Consider the following 16,503-nt stretch of genomic DNA (forward strand, 5'->3'; position numbering starts at 1 on the left):
CGTCCAATTTATTCCAAGTGGAAGAATTATTCCAGTTGATAAAATTGTGTCAAGTAGAATGTCGATCGATCGAATGACGAGGAAGGCATGAACGAAGCGAAGAAGCTGCGCCGTACGTCGGCGGGCGGCTACGCCCGCGGCGACGAAACGCGCCAGCGGATCATCGAGGCGGCGATCGAACTGTTCGGCGAGCGCGGGTTCGCGGGGGCATCGACACGCGAAATCGCCGCGATGGCGGGCGTGAACGCGCCGGCGCTCCAGTACTACTTCGAGAACAAGGAAGGCGTGTACCGCGCGTGCGTGGAGACGATCGCGGAGAACGGCTGGGAAGTGTTCGCACCGGCAGTCGGCCATGCGTGGGCGATGCTCGACGCGGACGCCGACGTCGACGCGCTGATCGACGCATTCGTCGGGCTGCTGCGTGCGCTCGCAGACCGGATGTTTACGGCGCCGAAGACGATGAACCAGCGGATGTTCTTCGTGCGCGAGCAAGGCGGCCAGGAGCCGGCGAGCGCGAGCGAGATCCTGATGAAGCGCATGCGCAAGCCGCTCAACGACGTGAGTGCCGAGCTGATCGGCCGTATTTCGGGGCGGCCGGCCAACGATCCTGTCACGCGGTTGCGCGCGCTGAGCCTGTTCGGGCAGATCACGGTATTCCACATCGCGCAGCGTTCGGCACTGCAGTTGCTCGAATGGGAGGCATTCGAAGGCGAGCGCGCGGCGCTGCTGACCGACACGATCGCCGAACAGACGCGCGTACTGCTCGAGCAATGGCACGCGCAGCGCGACGTATCGGCTGACGGCCCTCAACGCTCGAAGCGGGGGCAGGGCGCGGCGGAGAAGCGCAGCGCAAAGGCGAAGGCATCGCCGCCCGCCGTGAAAGGCGCCGGGCGCCGGAACAAGCCCGCCGCGCGTTGAGCGCCGCGCGCCGTCGGCACCGGCCGGTCAATCCGGCTTGCGCGCCGGGTCGGCGGGCGACGGCGGCCGGGCCGATGCTTCGGCAGCTTGGCCGTTGTCGCCGCTGCTGCCGTTTGCCTCTTCGACGACAGGCCGCGATCCATCCGCGTATGCAACGACGCTGCGCTGCGGATTGGCGATCCGGATGCCGCGTTCGCGGAACGTCTCCGCGATCCGCCGGTTGAATTCACGCTGCACGCTCCAGCGCGTCGAGTCCGTGCATTGCATCTGTCCGGACAGCACGAGCGTCGCGCCGTCGACCTGGTCGATACCCCAGTAGCTGAAGTCCGACAGGATGCCGTCGCGGTACTTCGGATCGTCGCGCAATGCGGCACCGATCTCCTTCAGCGTCGCGATCGCGCGATCGATGTCCTCGCCGTAGGCAATGCTGATCTTGACGGCCGCGTTGCCGAGCCCGCGATTCGTATTGTTGACGGTCGTCACCGAGCTGAACGGGATCGTGTACAACGACCCGTCGCCGGCGCGCAGCCGCACGGTGCGGATCGACAAGTACTCGACCGTTCCCGACACGCCGGCGAGCGTGACCCAATCGCCCACCTGCATCGCGTTTTCCATCAGCAGGAAGATCCCGGTGATGAAATCCTGCACGAGCTTCTGCGAGCCGAAGCCGAGCGCGACGCCGAAGATGCTGGCGCCGGCAAGCAGCGGGCCGACGTTCACGCCGAGCTGGCTGAGGCCCGTCAGCACGACGACGAGCGCGATCATCACGAACAGCAGCGAGCGCAGCATGGGCAGCAGCGTGCGCAGGCGCGCTGCGCGCATGAGATTGCCTTCGCGCGTCCATCGTTGCAGGCGGCGCTCGATGGCGATGTTCGCGGCTTCCCACACGATGAGCGCGACGATGGCCGCAATCGCGATCGTCACCAGCGCCGACGCGAGCCGGTGGCCGATCGTGCCGGTTTCGAACGCGCGGAAGATCGGCACGCCCCAGATCTGCAGCAGCAGCACGAAGGTCACGATGCCGATCGCGCCCGACACGATCTGGCGCAGCAGCGGGTAGTAGCGGTACGCGTGCACATGGACGAGCGTGCGATCTTCGTCGCGGCCCTGGAACAGCCGCGCGAGCGCGCCGAACACGACGATCGACACGATCCGCATGCCGATCATCACCGCGATCGAGCGGCCGCCGAGCGTGATCAGCACGCGGTAGCCGTTGTGGACGTCGAGCGCCCACACGAACCACAGGGCCATCACGATGAAGACCGATACGGGCGCCCACGCGTCCGCGAGCGCATTGGCGATCATCGTGAACGACGGGCGATCGTCGCCGGCCGCGCGGATTCGCGCGGCGACCGGCAGGCGGCACTGGAGGATCAGCGCCGAGATCATCAGGTGCCCGATGAGCGCGACGGCTTTCAGCAGCGCGACGTGACCGGCGTCGCTGAGGCCGAAGTTCGCGGCGATCTCGACAGCGGCCGTGCAGGCGCCGACCACGATCACGATCCGCGCGATCGAGCGTTGCGCGAAGTCGGCCCATGCGTCGCTGATGTGCAGCAACCGCAATCGCCGCGCATCGGGCTGGAAGAACAGCCGACTGACGATCGTGACGAGCCGGCAGATCACGTAGATGTCGATCAGCGCTTCGAGCGCGGATTCGATCGGGGTGCTCGTATCGCCGATCACCGACATCGTCAGGCTCGCGACGCCGACGAACACGAGCAGCGGCACGGCACGCAACGCAAGGCTGACGAGCGCGCGCGGCATCCGGTGCAGCAGCGTGGTTTGGCGGCGCGCGTGGCCGCGGCTTTGCGACGACGCGGGCGCGGCGGCGGGAGCGTCGGGAGCGCCTGGCGGGGCGGTCGTGCCCGGTCGCGCGTTGCCGTCATCGAGCGTCGCGGAGCCGGGTGTAACGGACTCGGACTCGGATTCGGGTTCGGGTTCGGGCGTGGTGCGGCGCCACGTGTCGGCGCGCTGAGCGGCCACCGCGGCCAGCGCACGTCGCAGCAGCCGCTTCGCGAACCATTCGACGAGGAGCGCAGGCACGAGCACAGCGATGATGATCCAGAGCGCGTGTGCAAGATCCGCGCGCTCGTCGGCGCGCACCAGCTTGTCATGCCACCAGCTGCCGACCGAGCCGACGTCGAGCAGCGAGTGCAGCGACTCCTTCAGCGCGCCGCCGATTTCGATGGTCCAGCGCGATCCCTGCCGGACGAGCATCGATGCGAGCCCGTTCGAGGTCAGTGCGGCCGGGGTCGCGGTGGCCGACGCGGCGCTGGCTGCCGCTGCATCGCTCGCCGCGATCGCGGGTGCACTCAGCGCACCGACGGCCGCGATCGCACGCAGCGTCGTTTCGACCTGAGCGCGCTCGCGCGGATTTTCGAGCACGTTGAGTGCCTGCTGCGCCTGTTGCGGCGTCAGCGCGGGCGCGGTGCCGGAAGCGGCCGACGCGGCGGCCGGGGCGGGAGCGGCCGCATGGGCGGCCGAGACGACGGCGGCCAGCAGCCAGCCGAGGAGGAAATGTCGCATGGAGTAGGCATGCGGGCGCGCATCGGCGCGCGGCCCGCCAGGCTGAACGATGGACGGAAGTTAACATGATTGCGATTGGAACCGAATAGTTCCACCGACGACCATTCGAATCGGGCATACCCGACGCGGCGCGGGCGTTTGCGGCGCGTTTGCGCAGTCATGTGTCCGACACAGACTACAGGCCGTCGGACAGGTTGGGTCGTTTCAATCGTCAGTGCGTAAGGCATTTGTAATGCCTGCTCGTCTACACCGATGAGCCGCGCACGCGTCGGATCGAATTAATCTGGAATCCTTCAGAATCACGCTCGCTCGTCGTGAAAAACCGGCAGAACGTGTTCCGCGATTTCCTCGATGACTTCGCGCACGGGCCGGTCCGAGCCCGGATTCAGCGTGACGTGATGCGTGCCTGACGCGCGCATATCCCGCAGGATGTCGATCAATGCGCGGCGGCCGGTTGCATAGCCGAGCGGCAATGCGGCGGCCGGCGCGTCGGGATCCGCGACGAGATCGAGCCGCATCGACACGCCGAATGCGCGAAAGGCCGGCGACGCGAGCCGGTCGACCGCCGCGCGCCACATCGAATAGCGCGCACGCTGCGTGTCCGGATCGCGGTGGTATGTCATCCAGCCGATCGAGTGCCGTGCGATCCAGTCGACGCTTTGCCCGCCCGAGCCGACCGCCAGCATCGGCACCGCGTCGGCGCCGCGCGGCAGCAGCGTGAATTCGGGCGCATCGGGCGGCGCTTCGTCGGGCAGGACGCGCGACGGCACGCCGAGCGCGGCCGCGACGACGTCCCAGTGCGCGCGGTAGCGGTCGCGCCGCGTCTGCGCGTCGACACCGAACGCCGCATATTCGGGCGGCCGGTCGCCGGAGCCGAGCCCGAGGACGAAGCGGCCGCCCGACAGCGTCGCGACCGACAGCGCGCCTTTCGCGATATGCAGCGGATGACGCAGCGGCAGCACGATCGCGCCGCTGGCGAGCGCGATCCGGCGCGTGCGTGACGCCAGTGTGCCGAGCAGGACCCACGGGTCGAGATGGCCGACCGGATCGGGGTAGTCGGCGCTGTTCAGCGGCACGTCGCGAATCCACAGCGCGCGAAAGCCGAGCGTGTCGGCCAGCGCCGAGAGCTCGAGCTGCTCGTCGAAGTCGGCGACGATATGGCCGGTGCGAAGCAGCGGAAGCGTGAGGCCGATCGACAACCGTCCGTCCGAAAAGACGCGATGCGCGACATCGGGGCGGGCAGGAGCGGGCGTGGTCATGTCGAGTCCTTGGCGGCGGCGTGAAGCGAACGTGCGACGTTGCGTGTCCGAATGCTAGCGTGTTTGCACGACGGTTGCGCGGCACGGCGTGCGCAGCGACCGGTCGACGTCGAGGCAACGCAGGTCATGCGGGTAGCGGGCCGTGCATAATCGGTGCCTTCCGTCATTGAACACAACGAATCCGGATGAACACGCTTCAACACATGGCGATCGGTCTGACGGCGAGCGCGATGCTTTTCGCGGTCGCGTCGGACGCGCTCGCGGACGATGCCGAGCGCGCCGCTATCTGCAAGACCGCCGAGCAAACGGGTTACACGGCCGACATCCGCAATTGCCTGGCGCTGAAATACGAAGCGGCCGACAAGCGCTTGAATGCCGTCTACAAGACGAAGATGGCGAACCTGGACGAGCAGGGCAAGGCGAGGTTGCGCAACGACGAGCGCCGCTGGCTCAAGGCGCGGGATGCCGCCTGCGCGGAATCGCGGCAGCCCGATGCAGGCGGCACGCTCGGGCTCGTGGAAGTCGACAGTTGCTTCGTCGACGAAACCGAGCGTCGTATCAGGACTATCGAAGCCTTTCGTTGAGGTGTCGCGCCGGCCCCGGCACTATCCCACCCGCAGCGTCGTGCCACGCAATGTGAGGCCGAGGCGCGACGCCACGCGTTGTGACGCGCGGTTGTCGCTGTCGGTGCTGTAGAACAGCGTGCGCGTTTGAAGCGACGGCAGGCGCGACCACGCGGCGGTCACCGCCGCCGCGAGGCCGCGCCCCCGAAACGCAGGGGCCGTCGCGAGACCGAGTTCCGCACCGACGTCGGACAGCCGTGCGGCGAACGCGACCGAGGCGACTTCTCCGTCGACGACGGCCGCGCACCACGGAGCCCACAGGTCGGCGACGCTCCGAAACCCCATCGAGAACAGGCCGCCGGGCATCCCGCGTGCGGACAGCGCATGCAGCAGATGCCGGCCCGCGTCACTGTCGCCGTCGATCAGCGCGACGCGCGCGTCGGTGTCGAAATCGAGTGCGTGCGGCAGCGGGTAGACGAGGCCGATGTTCCAGTGCGGAACGGGCGCGAGCAGCGCGAGATAGCGTTCGAGATGCGCGGGTTGCATGCGGTTTGCCAACGGCGGTTCGCTGCTGGCCAGGCGCGCGAGTGCGTCGGCGACAGCGGGAGGCACGTCGGCGCGTACGCCCGCCAGGTTGCCGTCCGCGCATCGGCCGAGCCAGAAGCGGGGAGCGGGCGAGCGGTCGGGATCGTTTTCGCGTTCGATCCGGCGGTCCGGATGCAGGCAAAACAGCGTGCGGTAGTCGATATCCAGCCAGTCGTGTGTGTCGGGCATGCGGTGGGTAGGCGTCTCCAGTCAGGTGGCGGGGAGCAGCACGAGGAATGCCGGGGCGGGTCCGGACTTCCATTCGCGCAAACGTGGCACTGTGTGGCGATTGTAAGCCGCTCGGCAATCGCGCGCGGATGCAACGCCGCGCCACCCGCACGGGCCGGTGCCGCGTGACGGCTCGCCCGGCCAACGGAAGCCGCTCCAGCCTGCGTTTCAGTTTCGAAACGTTCGCGCTGCTTGTCGGGGCACGATGCGCGCCGATGGCCCCGTATCGGCCCGCGCAGCCTTGCGGCATGAAGCATGGTGCGCTCCTTGCATAACTGTGCACGCCGTGAGCGCGGTCGCGGACGCAGTCGGTCCGGCGATCGCTTCAGTGGGTCGGACGTATCGGAGACGGGGACAAGAGAATGAAAACAGACCGAATCGCAACGTGTCGTGTTGCAAACATGAATCGCCGACCTGCCGGGCTATTCGCTTCGCCGTTTGTCGAGGCGACGTGAGCGCGCGGCTTTCCGTTCCATCCGAGCAATCGGGTTTGTTCTGAACGACGACGTGCTGGCATGACGCACGAGGCCGACTGGTGCCGGTCGGCCGTCGGGGATGAACCGTGAATGCCTGCGGATGGCCGGCCCGGATCCCGGATCGTCAATCTGCCGCGCGCAACGCGAGTCGTCGCGCGGCGTAGGCGTGTGCGCGCCATACATCGTGGCGGCGCGACCGGGCGAACCGGAAAGCCGGCAGCGCATCGACGCATTCGGCATCGCGGAACACATGGAGTCCAGGGGAAGCGTTCACCAGCCGCAGGAAGGCGGACGCCGCGAAATTGTGCTGTCAGTTGATCCACTACCCCGATGGATCAATTGTTGAAGCGCCCATCGCCGAGTGGCGGATGGGCGTCTTTTTTTGTGCGCCGGCGTGCGATGCGGGCCATCGGCCCGATCGCGCGGCGTTCTGTATCATGTGCTGGCGTGCCTGGCCGCCCGTGCGGGCGCACGGCTTGCCGGCGCGCCCGATCACGCGTTGCCAACATGAACGACAAAGCTCAGAACGACCCCTCAACCGTCGACGTCGATCCGGCCGCACTCGATGCGCTGCACGCGTTCGTCGAGCGTCATCCGCGCCTGCTGGTACTGACCGGCGCGGGCATCAGCACCGATTCCGGCATTCCCGGCTATCGCGACCGCAATGGCCAATGGATGCGTTCGCCGCCGATCCAGCTCCACGAATTCCTCGGCTCCGATGCCGCGCGGCGGCGCTATTGGGCACGCAGCATGATCGGCTGGCCCGTCGTCGGCCGCGCGCGGCCGAACGGGTCGCACGTGGCGCTGGCGCGGCTCGGCAGCGCGGGACGGATCGAGCGTCTCGTCACGCAGAACGTCGACGGCCTGCACCAGCGCGCGGGCAGCGGCGACGTCATTGAACTGCACGGCGGAATCGACGGCGTCACGTGCCTCGGCTGCGGCGCGCATCATGCGCGCGCGACGATCCAGGTCATGCTCGAGGCCGACAATCCCGAACTGCTGGGCGCGGAGGCCGAGCCGGCCGCGGATGGCGACGCGCACCTCGAATGGGCCGCGCTCGACACGTTCCGCATTCCGGCATGCCCCGCGTGCGGCGGGCTGCTGAAGCCGGCGGTCGTGTTCTTCGGCGAAAACGTGCCGCGCGAGCGCGTGGCGCTCGCGTCGCAGGCGCTCGAGGCGGCCGATGCGCTGCTGGTCGTCGGCTCGTCGCTGATGGTGTATTCCGGCTACCGCTTCTGCGTATGGGCGCAGGCACAGAACAAGCCGGTCGCCGCGCTCAATCTCGGCCATACGCGCGCCGATCCGATGCTGACGCTGAAGGTCGAGGCGCGCTGCGCACCCGCGCTCGACGCGCTGACGGCGCGGCTGGGCCTCGCGAGCCACGCACCGGAGCAGGCATCGTGACCGATCCGACCGCTTCTCCCGATCCGTCGGCGCGGCTGTCGGCGCCGGCGGCCGAACGCAATCGCGGGCCGATCCTCGACGTCTTGCGTCGGGTGCTGCCGGCGAGCGGCCGCGTGCTCGAAATCGCGAGCGGCACGGGGCAGCACGTGGTCCACTTCGGGCAGGCGCTGCCGGGCCTGCACTGGCAGCCGAGCGATCCCGATGCGCAGGCGCGGCGCTCGATCGCCGCGTGGGTGGCCCATGCGGGCCTCGCCAACGTTGCCGGGCCGCTCGCGTTCGACGTGCGCGACGCGTCGTGGCCGGTCGACGCGCTCGATGCAATCGTCTGCATCAACATGATCCACATCTCGCCGTGGGCCTGCACCGACGCGCTGTTCGCGGGGGCGTCGCGCCTGCTGAGGCCGGGCGGCGTGCTGTTCCTTTACGGGCCGTATCGCCGCGAGGGCCGGCATACGGCGCCGTCGAACGAGGCGTTCGACCTGCAATTGCGCAGCCGCGACCCGTCGTGGGGCGTGCGCGATCTCGAGACCGTCGTTGCGCTCGGCCTCGATCGCGGGCTCGACTGCATCGAGGTGGTCGAGATGCCGGCGAACAACCTGAGCGTCGTGTTCCGGCGGCTGCCGCACGCGGAGCAATGACACGCAAGCGCGCATCGCCGCCGGGTTTCCACTATCCTTTCGCCTGTGCGCGCGACCCGGTTCGGGTCGCGCCCCGTTTTTTCCGGAGAATTGACTAATGGGCAAACAAGCAATCGGTGTGATCGGGCTCGCGGTGATGGGCCGCAATCTCGCACTCAATATCGAGAGCCGCGGTTACGCGGTGTCGGTGTACAACCGCAGCCGCGAGAAAACCGACGAACTGATCGCCGAATTCCCCGGCCGCAATCTGGTGCCGACCTACACGCTCGAGGAGTTCGTCGCGTCGCTCGAAACGCCGCGCCGGATCCTGATGATGGTGAAGGCCGGCGAGGCGACCGATGCGACGATCGCGTCGCTCAAGCCGCTGCTCGAGAAGGGCGACGTGCTGATCGACGGCGGCAATACGCACTTCACCGATACGATCCGCCGCAACCAGGAACTCGCGCAATCGGGCCTGCACTTCATCGGCACCGGCGTGTCGGGTGGCGAAGAGGGCGCGCTGCGCGGCCCGTCGATCATGCCCGGCGGCCAGCGTGACGCATACGACCTCGTCGAGCCGATCCTCAAGCAGATCGCCGCCAAGGCGCCGTCGGACGGCGAGCCGTGCGTCGCCTACATGGGCCCGGACGGTGCAGGCCATTACGTGAAGATGGTCCACAACGGCATCGAATACGGCGACATGCAACTGATCGCCGAAAGCTACGCGGTGCTGAAGGACGTCGCGGGCCTGACCAACGACGAACTCGGCGCGGTGTACACCGAGTGGAACCAGGGCGAGCTCGACAGCTACCTGATGGAGATCACGTCGAAGATCTTCGGCAAGAAGGACGAGGAAACCGGCAAGCACCTGGTCGACGTGATCCTCGATCGCGCCGCGCAGAAGGGCACCGGCAAGTGGACGAGCCAGAATGCGCTGGATCTCGGCGTGCCGCTGCCGCTGATCACCGAATCGGTGTTTGCGCGCGTGCTGTCGTCGCTGAAGACCGAGCGCGTCGCGGCCAGCAAGGTCCTGTCGGGCCCGTCCGCCGCGCCGTTCGAAGGCGATCGCGCCGCGTTCGTCGAAGCGGTGCGCCGCGCGCTGTACCTGAGCAAGGTGATCTCGTACGCGCAGGGCTTCGCGCAACTGCGCACGGCGTCGGAAGAGTACGGCTGGAACCTCGATCTCGGGACGATCGCGAAGATCTTCCGTGCGGGCTGCATCATCCGCGCGCGCTTCCTGCAGAAGATCACGGACGCGTACGCGAAGGATTCGGCGCTCGCGAACCTGCTGCTCGATCCGTACTTCAAGGACATCGCCGCGAATTACCAGGCATCGCTGCGCGACGTCGTGGTCGCCGCGGTGAAGGCCGGCGTGCCGGTACCGGCGTTCGCGTCGGCGGTCGCGTACTTCGACAGCTACCGCTCCGAGCGGCTGCCGGCGAACCTCGTGCAGGCGCAGCGGGACTTCTTCGGCGCGCACACGTTCGAGCGTACCGACAAGCCGGGCAGCTTCCACGCGAACTGGTCGTAACGGGCTGGCGGCTGCAACATTGTTGCGAAAATCTATTCTTTGAATAGGGTTTTTCTATCCCGGATGCCGACATTGTTGGCTCCGGGGAAACAGTGTTTTCGTTCTTTCATGGTTTTCCCTAGGTGCTGCCGGGACTAAACTCTGTTCCATCGCTGCAGACATGGTGTGTGCGGCGGAGCAAAAAAATCCCGGAGGTAATCATGAAATCGCTGATCGCAACGTTCGCCGCAGCTGCCGTCCTCGCCGTTCCCGCCGTCTCGTTCGCCCAACAGAACGCGCCCGTCACCCGTGCACAAGTGAAGGCCGATCTGGTCGCCGTCCAACAGGCCGGCTACAAGCTGGGCAGCGACCGTACGAACTACCCGGAAGGCATCCTGGCTGCTGAAGCCCGCCTGAACCCGCAACAGAACGTCGCCGCTGCCGACACGACCGGCTACGGCGCGCAACCGGCCGCTGCGCAAGAATCCGGCGCACCGGCCAAGGCCAAGACCGGCTGGCAAGTCAAGCGCATCGCTGACGACGCCCCGATCTACAAGGGTCGTTAATGGTTGGGCCGCCCCGGCGGCCTGATCCGACCCCCGAAGTACGAACAGCCCGCCGTTCCGTCATCCGGAACGGCGGGCTGTTTCCATTGGCGGCGCGCGTGTCGCGCGAGCCGTCAGTTCAGTGCAGTGCGCGCCGGCCGCGCCCGATATCCCGGTACAGCGCTTCGGCCGGTTCCAGCACCTGCAGCCACGTTTCGTCGTAGCCGCTCAGCGTGTCGAGCGCATCGCGCAGCCGCTCGATCGCAAGGATCGGCAGCTCGACGCTGTGGCGCGTGGCGCCGGTCATGTGCGCGACGCTCGCCAGCTGGACGAGCGCATCGGCCGCCTCGGCGACGTCGGTCGCGAACAGCAGGTGCCGGTTGAGCAATTCGACCAGGCCGCTGGAACCGGAGAAGTCGTCGGCGTCGAGCTGCACGGAAAGAAACGTCGCGTTGTTCATTGTCATGCTCCTCGTTGTCGTTGGGTCGCGCAGTGCATCACCGAGTATAGGTGGCGATCGAAGGGAAGAATGTGACGGGATCGGTACTGCCGGCGAGGGCGGCACGGCATGCGGACAAGCCGCTTCAGGCCCGCCTGACGGCCCGTGCGGGGGGCTTGCCGGCCACAGGAGCGCCGGGGCGATGCCGCAAGATTGTTGCCGGATCAGGCGCCTGACGCGGCCTTGACCGCCACAAATGGTATCTTTGCCGATCGGGACACGCGAAAAAGGGGCCGATGAGTCCATTCGCACCAACGTCCCGCTGTGGAAACTGACGGCCGCAAGCGCGGTCGGATACTGATTGGTCCGGCCGTTCGGCCGGACATCGTGCGTCGCGCGCCGGGGGGCGGTGGGCGGCGCAACGACGCAAATCCGGGAGGACCTTTGAGAGAAACTATTCCCATCCACGATGCGCTGACGCGCCGGCTGCCGCAGGCGGTGCTCGTTGCCGCAGCCATCGCGCTGACGGGCTGCACGATGACGCCGTGGACCGACAGCTGGCAGCCGGCGCGCCAGCCGGCACCCACTTCGGCCGCGACGCCGGGCGTGATCGCCGGCTATTACCGCGTGAATCCGGGCGATACGCTCGCGGGCGTCGCGAACGCGTACGGGCAGCGCGTCCAGGACGTGGCCAGCTGGAACCACATGGCGCCGACCGATGCCGTGTATCCCGGTCAAGTGCTGCGCGTCGCGCCGCCGCCTGCCGCGACGTCGCTCGGGCAGCCGCCCGCGGCGGCCGCGCAGCCGGGCTCGCTCGCCTGGCCGGCCACCGGTGCCGTGGCGACGCCGTTCTCGGCCGGCAAGACGCGCGGCATCGTGATCGTCGCATCCGGGCCCGACCATTCGGTGCGAGCCGCGGCGGCCGGGCGCGTGGTTTATGCCGGGTCGGGCGTCAAGGCATACGGCCCGCTCGTGATCCTGAAGCATGAGAACGGGCTCATCACGGCCTACGGACACAACGGCAAACTGCTCGTCAACGAGGGCGACGCGGTGCGCCAGGGCCAGCCTGTCGCCGAAATGGGCGCGGACGCGAGCGGCCGCTCGACGTTCGAGTTCGAAGTCCGCCAGAACGGCAAGGTCGTCGATCCGATGAACTTCCTGCCGCGCAACGGCGGCTGACGTCTCTCTTCACCCCGTGTGCGCCGGGCGGCGCACACGCTCCCGCCTTCATCCTTTCCTGAGCGTCACCGCACCGGACTGTCTCGCGTGATTGCCGAGCCAGCGAATACCCATGGCGAGCGCCGCCGCGCCCAGCGCGATCAGCGAACACTGGATCGCGACCGGCAAGTAGCCGTGCGGCCGCGGATCGACGAACGGGTACGGATACCAGTTCTCGAATGAGCCGCGCACGAGCGTATAGCCGAGATAGACGATCGGGAAGCCGAGCCACACGAACGCGCTGCGCCGCGGGATCGGCAGGCGCGGCTCCACATACAGCCAGTCGCACAGCATGACGAGCGGTACGATCCGGTGCAGCACCCAGTTGTTGAACGCCGGCGTGACGTGGCGCAGCGCATCGAGCCGCGCGAGCAGGAGTTCGTAGACGATCGCGGTGATCAATACGTACAGCACCGCGGCGCCGCGCATCGATTCGTAGCGGGCCGAGCCGGGGCGCGCGATGCGCCAGAGCCCGACGGCGAGCATCGCGGCCGCGTAGAGACTGCTCAGTTGCGTGAAGTAGCTGAGGTAGTTGCCGAGATGAAAGCCCGGCAGGTGCCAGTAGTCGGCGACGCTGTGCAGCGTGGTGGATACCGCGAGCAACGCGGCGATCAGCCGATAGGCCGCAACGAAGAACGCCTTGCTCATGATGCCCGCGCGCCGTCGCACCAAAGCTTCATCGTGCCACAGTCGTCCCGGCGCGCGATGCGGATTTTCCATATGGTGCGCTGCATGGCGTGCGTGGACGATTCGTCGGATATTTGCGCGCGTCGTGCAAAACCGTGCGCCCGTGCGGCTACAATCGGGGCAGTTTTGACGGGCGCCGGCCGGTGGCCGCATGCGCCGATCCCCGCATCCAACACGAGACGAAGCATGAGAAACATCCTCGCGAAACAGACGCGCTACAGCTCGCCCGCGATCTTCTTCCACTGGGCCGTCTTCCTGCTGGTGGCGCTGGCCTACCTGGCCATCGAAATCCGCGGGCCGAAAGGCAGCGACAGCCGGGTGTTCTGGATGAACGTGCATCTCACCGCGGGCACGCTCGTGCTCGTGCTGTCGGTGCTGCGCGTGCTGTGGCGGGCCGTCAGCCGTGTGCCGCAGGCCATTCCGCAAGCGGCGCTGCTGCGCTGGCTCTCGAAGCTCGCGCATGTCGCGCTCTACGTGTTCATCCTCGCGCAGCCGCTGCTCGGCATCATGATGATCAACCTGGGCGGCAAGCCGGTGTCGCTCGACTGGCTCGGTATATCGTTCACGCTGTTCGGCCCCGACAAGGCGCTGCGGCCGACGATCAAGGAAGCGCACGAGCTGATCGGCAACGCGTTCTACTTCGTGATCGGCCTGCACGCGCTGGCCGCGCTTTACCATCATTTCATCCGGCGCGACGACGTGCTGCGGCGCATGGCGCCCTGAGCGGCACGTTCCGGAAGCCTGCAGCAGGCGGGGGCGCATGGTTGTGCTGACAACCATACGCCCCCCGGTTCGTTTACCGCCATCCGCGCTGGCCATCGCGTTGAACATTCTGTAACATCTCGGCTGTTTTTACATTCCGCTTACTCGTTGCCGAGCATGCTGCACCGACATCGTCACCTGACCGCCTGGCTTGGCGTGCTCGCGATCTGGTTTGCGATCGCGGCGCCGCTGGTGTCGCAGTGGCGCGTCGCGCAGGCGGCCACGCCCGACGCGATCGTCTGCAGTACGGAGCATGGGGCGCATCCGTCGCCTGGTGCGGGCCGCATGCACGATCATGCGCTGCATCTCGATGCATGCGGCTACTGCGGCTTCTTCGCGCACAGCCCCGCGATCGGCGGGCCTGCCGCCGCAGCACTCGCTTCCGTTCCCGTCGTTTCCGTTTCCGCCGCCGCGCCGCCTGCCGTCGCGGCGCGCACCGACCGCTATCCGCGCGCGTACCCGCGCGCCCCGCCCGAGCGCGCCTGACGCGCTGTTTCCGTTCCATTCATCGCCGATATCCGTGCGGCCCGTCGAGGCCGCGTGGAGGGCGTCACTCGGGCTTTCGATCATGACCATTTTCCAGTTGCGTGCGCCGCGGGCGTCACGCAATGCCTGCGCGCGGCGGTTGCCGCGCGTGCTGAAACTCACCGTTCCCGCACTTGCTGTCAGTGCATTGGCTGCAAGCGCCGCGGCTGCCGAAACGACGCGCGCGCCCCGCGCGCCGACCGACGAGACGGCCGCGCCGCTGCCGGCCATCGAAGTCGTCGCATCGCCGCTGTCGACGCCGCTCGTCGTCGTCACGGATCCGAAGACGCCGCGCCAGCCGCTGCCCGCCAGCGACGGCGCGGATTACCTGAAAACGATCCCCGGTTTCACGTCGATCCGCAGCGGCGGCACCAACGGCGACCTCGTGCTGCGCGGGATGTTCGGCTCGCGGCTGAACATCCTCGCGAACGGGATGTCGACGCTCGGCGCATGTCCGGGCCGGATGGATGCGCCGACGTCGTATATCGCGCCGGAAAGCTATGACAAGGTCACCGTCGTGAAGGGGCCTCAGACCGTGCTGTACGGTCCCGGCGCGTCGGCCGGCACCGTGATGTTCGAGCGCGTGACGCCCCGCTTCGACAAGCCCGGCATGCGCTTCGAGGGCAGCCTGGTCGGCGGGTCGTTCGGCCGCAACGACCAGAACGTCGACGTGACGGCCGGCACGCCGGACGTCTATGGCCGCGTGACCGCGAACCACGCGCATTCGCAGGACTACAAGGACGGCAACGGCAACACCGTGCCGTCGCAGTGGGACAAGTGGAACGCCGATGCGGCGCTCGGCTGGACGCCGGACGACCACACGCGCGTCGAGCTGACCGCCGGCACCGGCGACGGCTATGCGCGCTACGCGGGGCGCGGGATGGACGGCGCGCATTTCCGCCGCGAGACGTTCGGCCTGTCGTTCGACAGGAAGCATCTCGGCGACGTGCTCGACCGGATCGAGGCACGCGTGTACTACAACGAAGCCGATCACGTGATGGACAACTACACGTTACGGCAACCGGATCCGACCAGCAGCATGCCGATGCGGATGGCATCGGAAGTTCGGCGTCGCACGTTGGGCGCGCGCACGGCCGCGACGTTCCGCTTCGCCGACGACTTCAAGCTCGTGACGGGCGTCGATGCGCAATCGAACCGGCTCGACTCGCGCTCGGCGATGGGGCGGCAGAACTATGGCGACAAGCCGTGGGATGCGCAGGCGACGATGTGGAACGCCGGCGTGTTCGGCGAGCTGACGTGGTATGCGAACGACGTGTCGCGCGTGATCGGCGGTGCGCGCATCGACTATGCGAGCGCGCGCGACAAGCGCGCAACGGCGAGCGGCATGATGAAGAGCAAGCCGAACCCGACCTTCGATGACGATCGCACGCGCGTGCTGCCGAGCGGCTTCCTCCGCTACGAGCGCGATCTCGCGTCGCTGCCCGTCACGTGGTACGCGGGCGTCGGCCATACGGAGCGCTATCCCGACTACTGGGAGCTGTTTTCCGCGAAGCGCGGGCCGGCCGGGTCGGTCAACGCGTTCTCGGCGGTGCAGCCGGAGAAGACCACGCAACTCGACATCGGCGCGCAATACAAGAGCGAACGGCTCGATGCATGGGTGTCGGCGTATGCGGGTTATGTTCAGGACTTCATCCTGTTCAACTATGCGGCCGGCATGATGGGCCCGACCACGCAGGCAACCAACGTCAACGCACAGATCATGGGTGGCGAAGCGGGCGTCTCGTGGAAACCGGTTTCGCCGCTGCGCGTCGAGACGTCGCTCGCATATGCGTGGGGGCGCAACGTGGCAACCGGCGATCCGTTGCCGCAGATGCCGCCGCTCGAGGCGCGCATCGGGCTCGAATACACGCGCGGTGCGTGGTCGGCCGGGGGGCTGTGGCGCATCGTTGCGCCGCAGCATCGCTATGCGCTGAACGAGGGCAACGTGGTCGGCAAGGACTTCGGCCCGAGCGCCGGATTCGGTGTGCTCTCGCTGCATGCGCAATACAACGTCAGCAAGACCGTGCAGATCTCGGTCGGCGTCGACAACGTGCTGAACAAGGCCTACACCGAGCACCTGAACCTCGCCGGCAACGCGGGCTTCGGCTATCCGGCGAACTCGCCGGTGATGGAGCCGGGCCGGACCGCATGGTTGCGTGTGAGTGCGAAGCTTTGACGAATCGCGCGTGTGCATTGCAGCATGTGCACGCATGAACGCGGCCCCGCCCGAACGGGCGGGGC

Annotated in this window: 15 protein-coding genes; 10 read left to right on the top strand and 5 right to left on the bottom strand. The window is 67.6% G+C overall.

Annotation, left to right across the window (positions count from 1 at the left end; all coding sequences use genetic code 11):
* Positions 1–87: 87 nt before the first annotated feature.
* The gene (locus tag FFS49_RS21410) at positions 88–918 is read left to right on the top strand and encodes a CerR family C-terminal domain-containing protein (protein WP_105818892.1); all 831 of its coding nucleotides are present in this window, start codon (positions 88–90) and stop codon (positions 916–918) included.
* A gap of 27 nt (positions 919–945) precedes the next feature.
* Here the strand turns inward: FFS49_RS21410 and FFS49_RS21415 are convergent, their stop codons facing one another.
* Together FFS49_RS21415 and FFS49_RS21420 are read right to left on the bottom strand one after the other, a co-directional pair.
* Positions 946–3,444: a mechanosensitive ion channel domain-containing protein gene (locus tag FFS49_RS21415; protein ID WP_105818891.1), complete on the bottom strand. Its 2,499-nt coding sequence runs from the start codon at positions 3,442–3,444 to the stop codon at positions 946–948.
* A 299-nt stretch (positions 3,445–3,743) separates the two neighbouring features.
* Positions 3,744–4,703 carry an LLM class oxidoreductase gene (locus FFS49_RS21420; protein WP_105818890.1) on the bottom strand — a complete coding sequence of 320 codons (960 nt, stop codon included), beginning with the start codon at positions 4,701–4,703 and terminating at the stop codon, positions 3,744–3,746.
* A 185-nt stretch (positions 4,704–4,888) separates the two neighbouring features.
* Between FFS49_RS21420 and FFS49_RS21425 the strand changes: the two genes are divergently transcribed.
* Positions 4,889–5,287, top strand: coding sequence for a lysozyme inhibitor LprI family protein (locus FFS49_RS21425; protein ID WP_105818889.1), 399 nt, complete (start codon positions 4,889–4,891; stop codon positions 5,285–5,287).
* Between the two features lie 21 nt (positions 5,288–5,308).
* On the opposite strand, the gene FFS49_RS21430 is transcribed toward FFS49_RS21425, so the two are convergent.
* Positions 5,309–6,040 carry a GNAT family N-acetyltransferase gene (locus FFS49_RS21430; RefSeq protein WP_105818888.1) on the bottom strand — a complete coding sequence of 244 codons (732 nt, stop codon included), beginning with the start codon at positions 6,038–6,040 and terminating at the stop codon, positions 5,309–5,311.
* 1,022 nt (positions 6,041–7,062) lie between these two features.
* Here FFS49_RS21430 and FFS49_RS21440 point away from each other — a divergent pair.
* The 4 genes from FFS49_RS21440 to FFS49_RS21455 all read left to right on the top strand — a co-directional run bounded on the left by FFS49_RS21440 (position 7,063) and on the right by FFS49_RS21455 (position 10,652).
* Positions 7,063–7,959, top strand: a complete 897-nt coding sequence (locus FFS49_RS21440; protein ID WP_105818887.1) for an NAD-dependent protein deacetylase — start codon at positions 7,063–7,065, stop codon at positions 7,957–7,959.
* Positions 7,956–8,597 carry a DUF938 domain-containing protein gene (locus FFS49_RS21445; protein ID WP_105818886.1) on the top strand — a complete coding sequence of 214 codons (642 nt, stop codon included), beginning with the start codon at positions 7,956–7,958 and terminating at the stop codon, positions 8,595–8,597. Before FFS49_RS21440 ends, FFS49_RS21445 begins: the two co-directional genes overlap by 4 nt.
* A gap of 97 nt (positions 8,598–8,694) precedes the next feature.
* Positions 8,695–10,107 (top strand): NADP-dependent phosphogluconate dehydrogenase, encoded by a 1,413-nt coding sequence (gene gndA, locus FFS49_RS21450; protein ID WP_071332901.1) that lies wholly within the window; start codon positions 8,695–8,697, stop codon positions 10,105–10,107.
* Between the two features lie 200 nt (positions 10,108–10,307).
* A complete protein-coding gene (locus tag FFS49_RS21455; RefSeq protein ID WP_039358191.1) occupies positions 10,308–10,652 on the top strand; it encodes a DUF4148 domain-containing protein in 345 nt (114 codons plus the stop codon).
* 118 nt (positions 10,653–10,770) lie between these two features.
* On the opposite strand, the gene FFS49_RS21460 is transcribed toward FFS49_RS21455, so the two are convergent.
* On the bottom strand, positions 10,771–11,091 hold the full coding sequence (locus FFS49_RS21460) for a hypothetical protein (protein ID WP_039358194.1): 321 nt from the start codon (positions 11,089–11,091) through the stop codon (positions 10,771–10,773).
* A 423-nt stretch (positions 11,092–11,514) separates the two neighbouring features.
* On the opposite strand from FFS49_RS21460, the gene FFS49_RS21465 reads away from it, so the two are divergent.
* Positions 11,515–12,249 (top strand): peptidoglycan DD-metalloendopeptidase family protein, encoded by a 735-nt coding sequence (locus tag FFS49_RS21465; protein WP_039358196.1) that lies wholly within the window; start codon positions 11,515–11,517, stop codon positions 12,247–12,249.
* Positions 12,250–12,297: 48 nt separating this feature from the next.
* On the opposite strand, the gene FFS49_RS21470 is transcribed toward FFS49_RS21465, so the two are convergent.
* Positions 12,298–12,936, bottom strand: coding sequence for a Pr6Pr family membrane protein (locus FFS49_RS21470; RefSeq protein WP_039358356.1), 639 nt, complete (start codon positions 12,934–12,936; stop codon positions 12,298–12,300).
* 225 nt (positions 12,937–13,161) lie between these two features.
* On the opposite strand from FFS49_RS21470, the gene FFS49_RS21475 reads away from it, so the two are divergent.
* The 3 genes from FFS49_RS21475 to FFS49_RS21485 all read left to right on the top strand — a co-directional run bounded on the left by FFS49_RS21475 (position 13,162) and on the right by FFS49_RS21485 (position 16,438).
* Positions 13,162–13,698, top strand: a complete 537-nt coding sequence (locus tag FFS49_RS21475) for a cytochrome b (protein ID WP_105818885.1) — start codon at positions 13,162–13,164, stop codon at positions 13,696–13,698.
* A 156-nt stretch (positions 13,699–13,854) separates the two neighbouring features.
* Positions 13,855–14,223 (top strand): DUF2946 domain-containing protein, encoded by a 369-nt coding sequence (locus FFS49_RS21480; RefSeq protein WP_071332900.1) that lies wholly within the window; start codon positions 13,855–13,857, stop codon positions 14,221–14,223.
* 82 nt (positions 14,224–14,305) lie between these two features.
* Positions 14,306–16,438: a TonB-dependent copper receptor gene (locus FFS49_RS21485; protein WP_105818884.1), complete on the top strand. Its 2,133-nt coding sequence runs from the start codon at positions 14,306–14,308 to the stop codon at positions 16,436–16,438.
* The last annotated feature ends 65 nt before the right edge of the window (positions 16,439–16,503 follow it).

It is taken from the genome of Burkholderia sp. 4NA327C6 (assembly GCF_005502655.1).
In the GTDB taxonomy this organism is placed as follows: Bacteria; Pseudomonadota; Gammaproteobacteria; order Burkholderiales; family Burkholderiaceae; genus Burkholderia; species Burkholderia contaminans.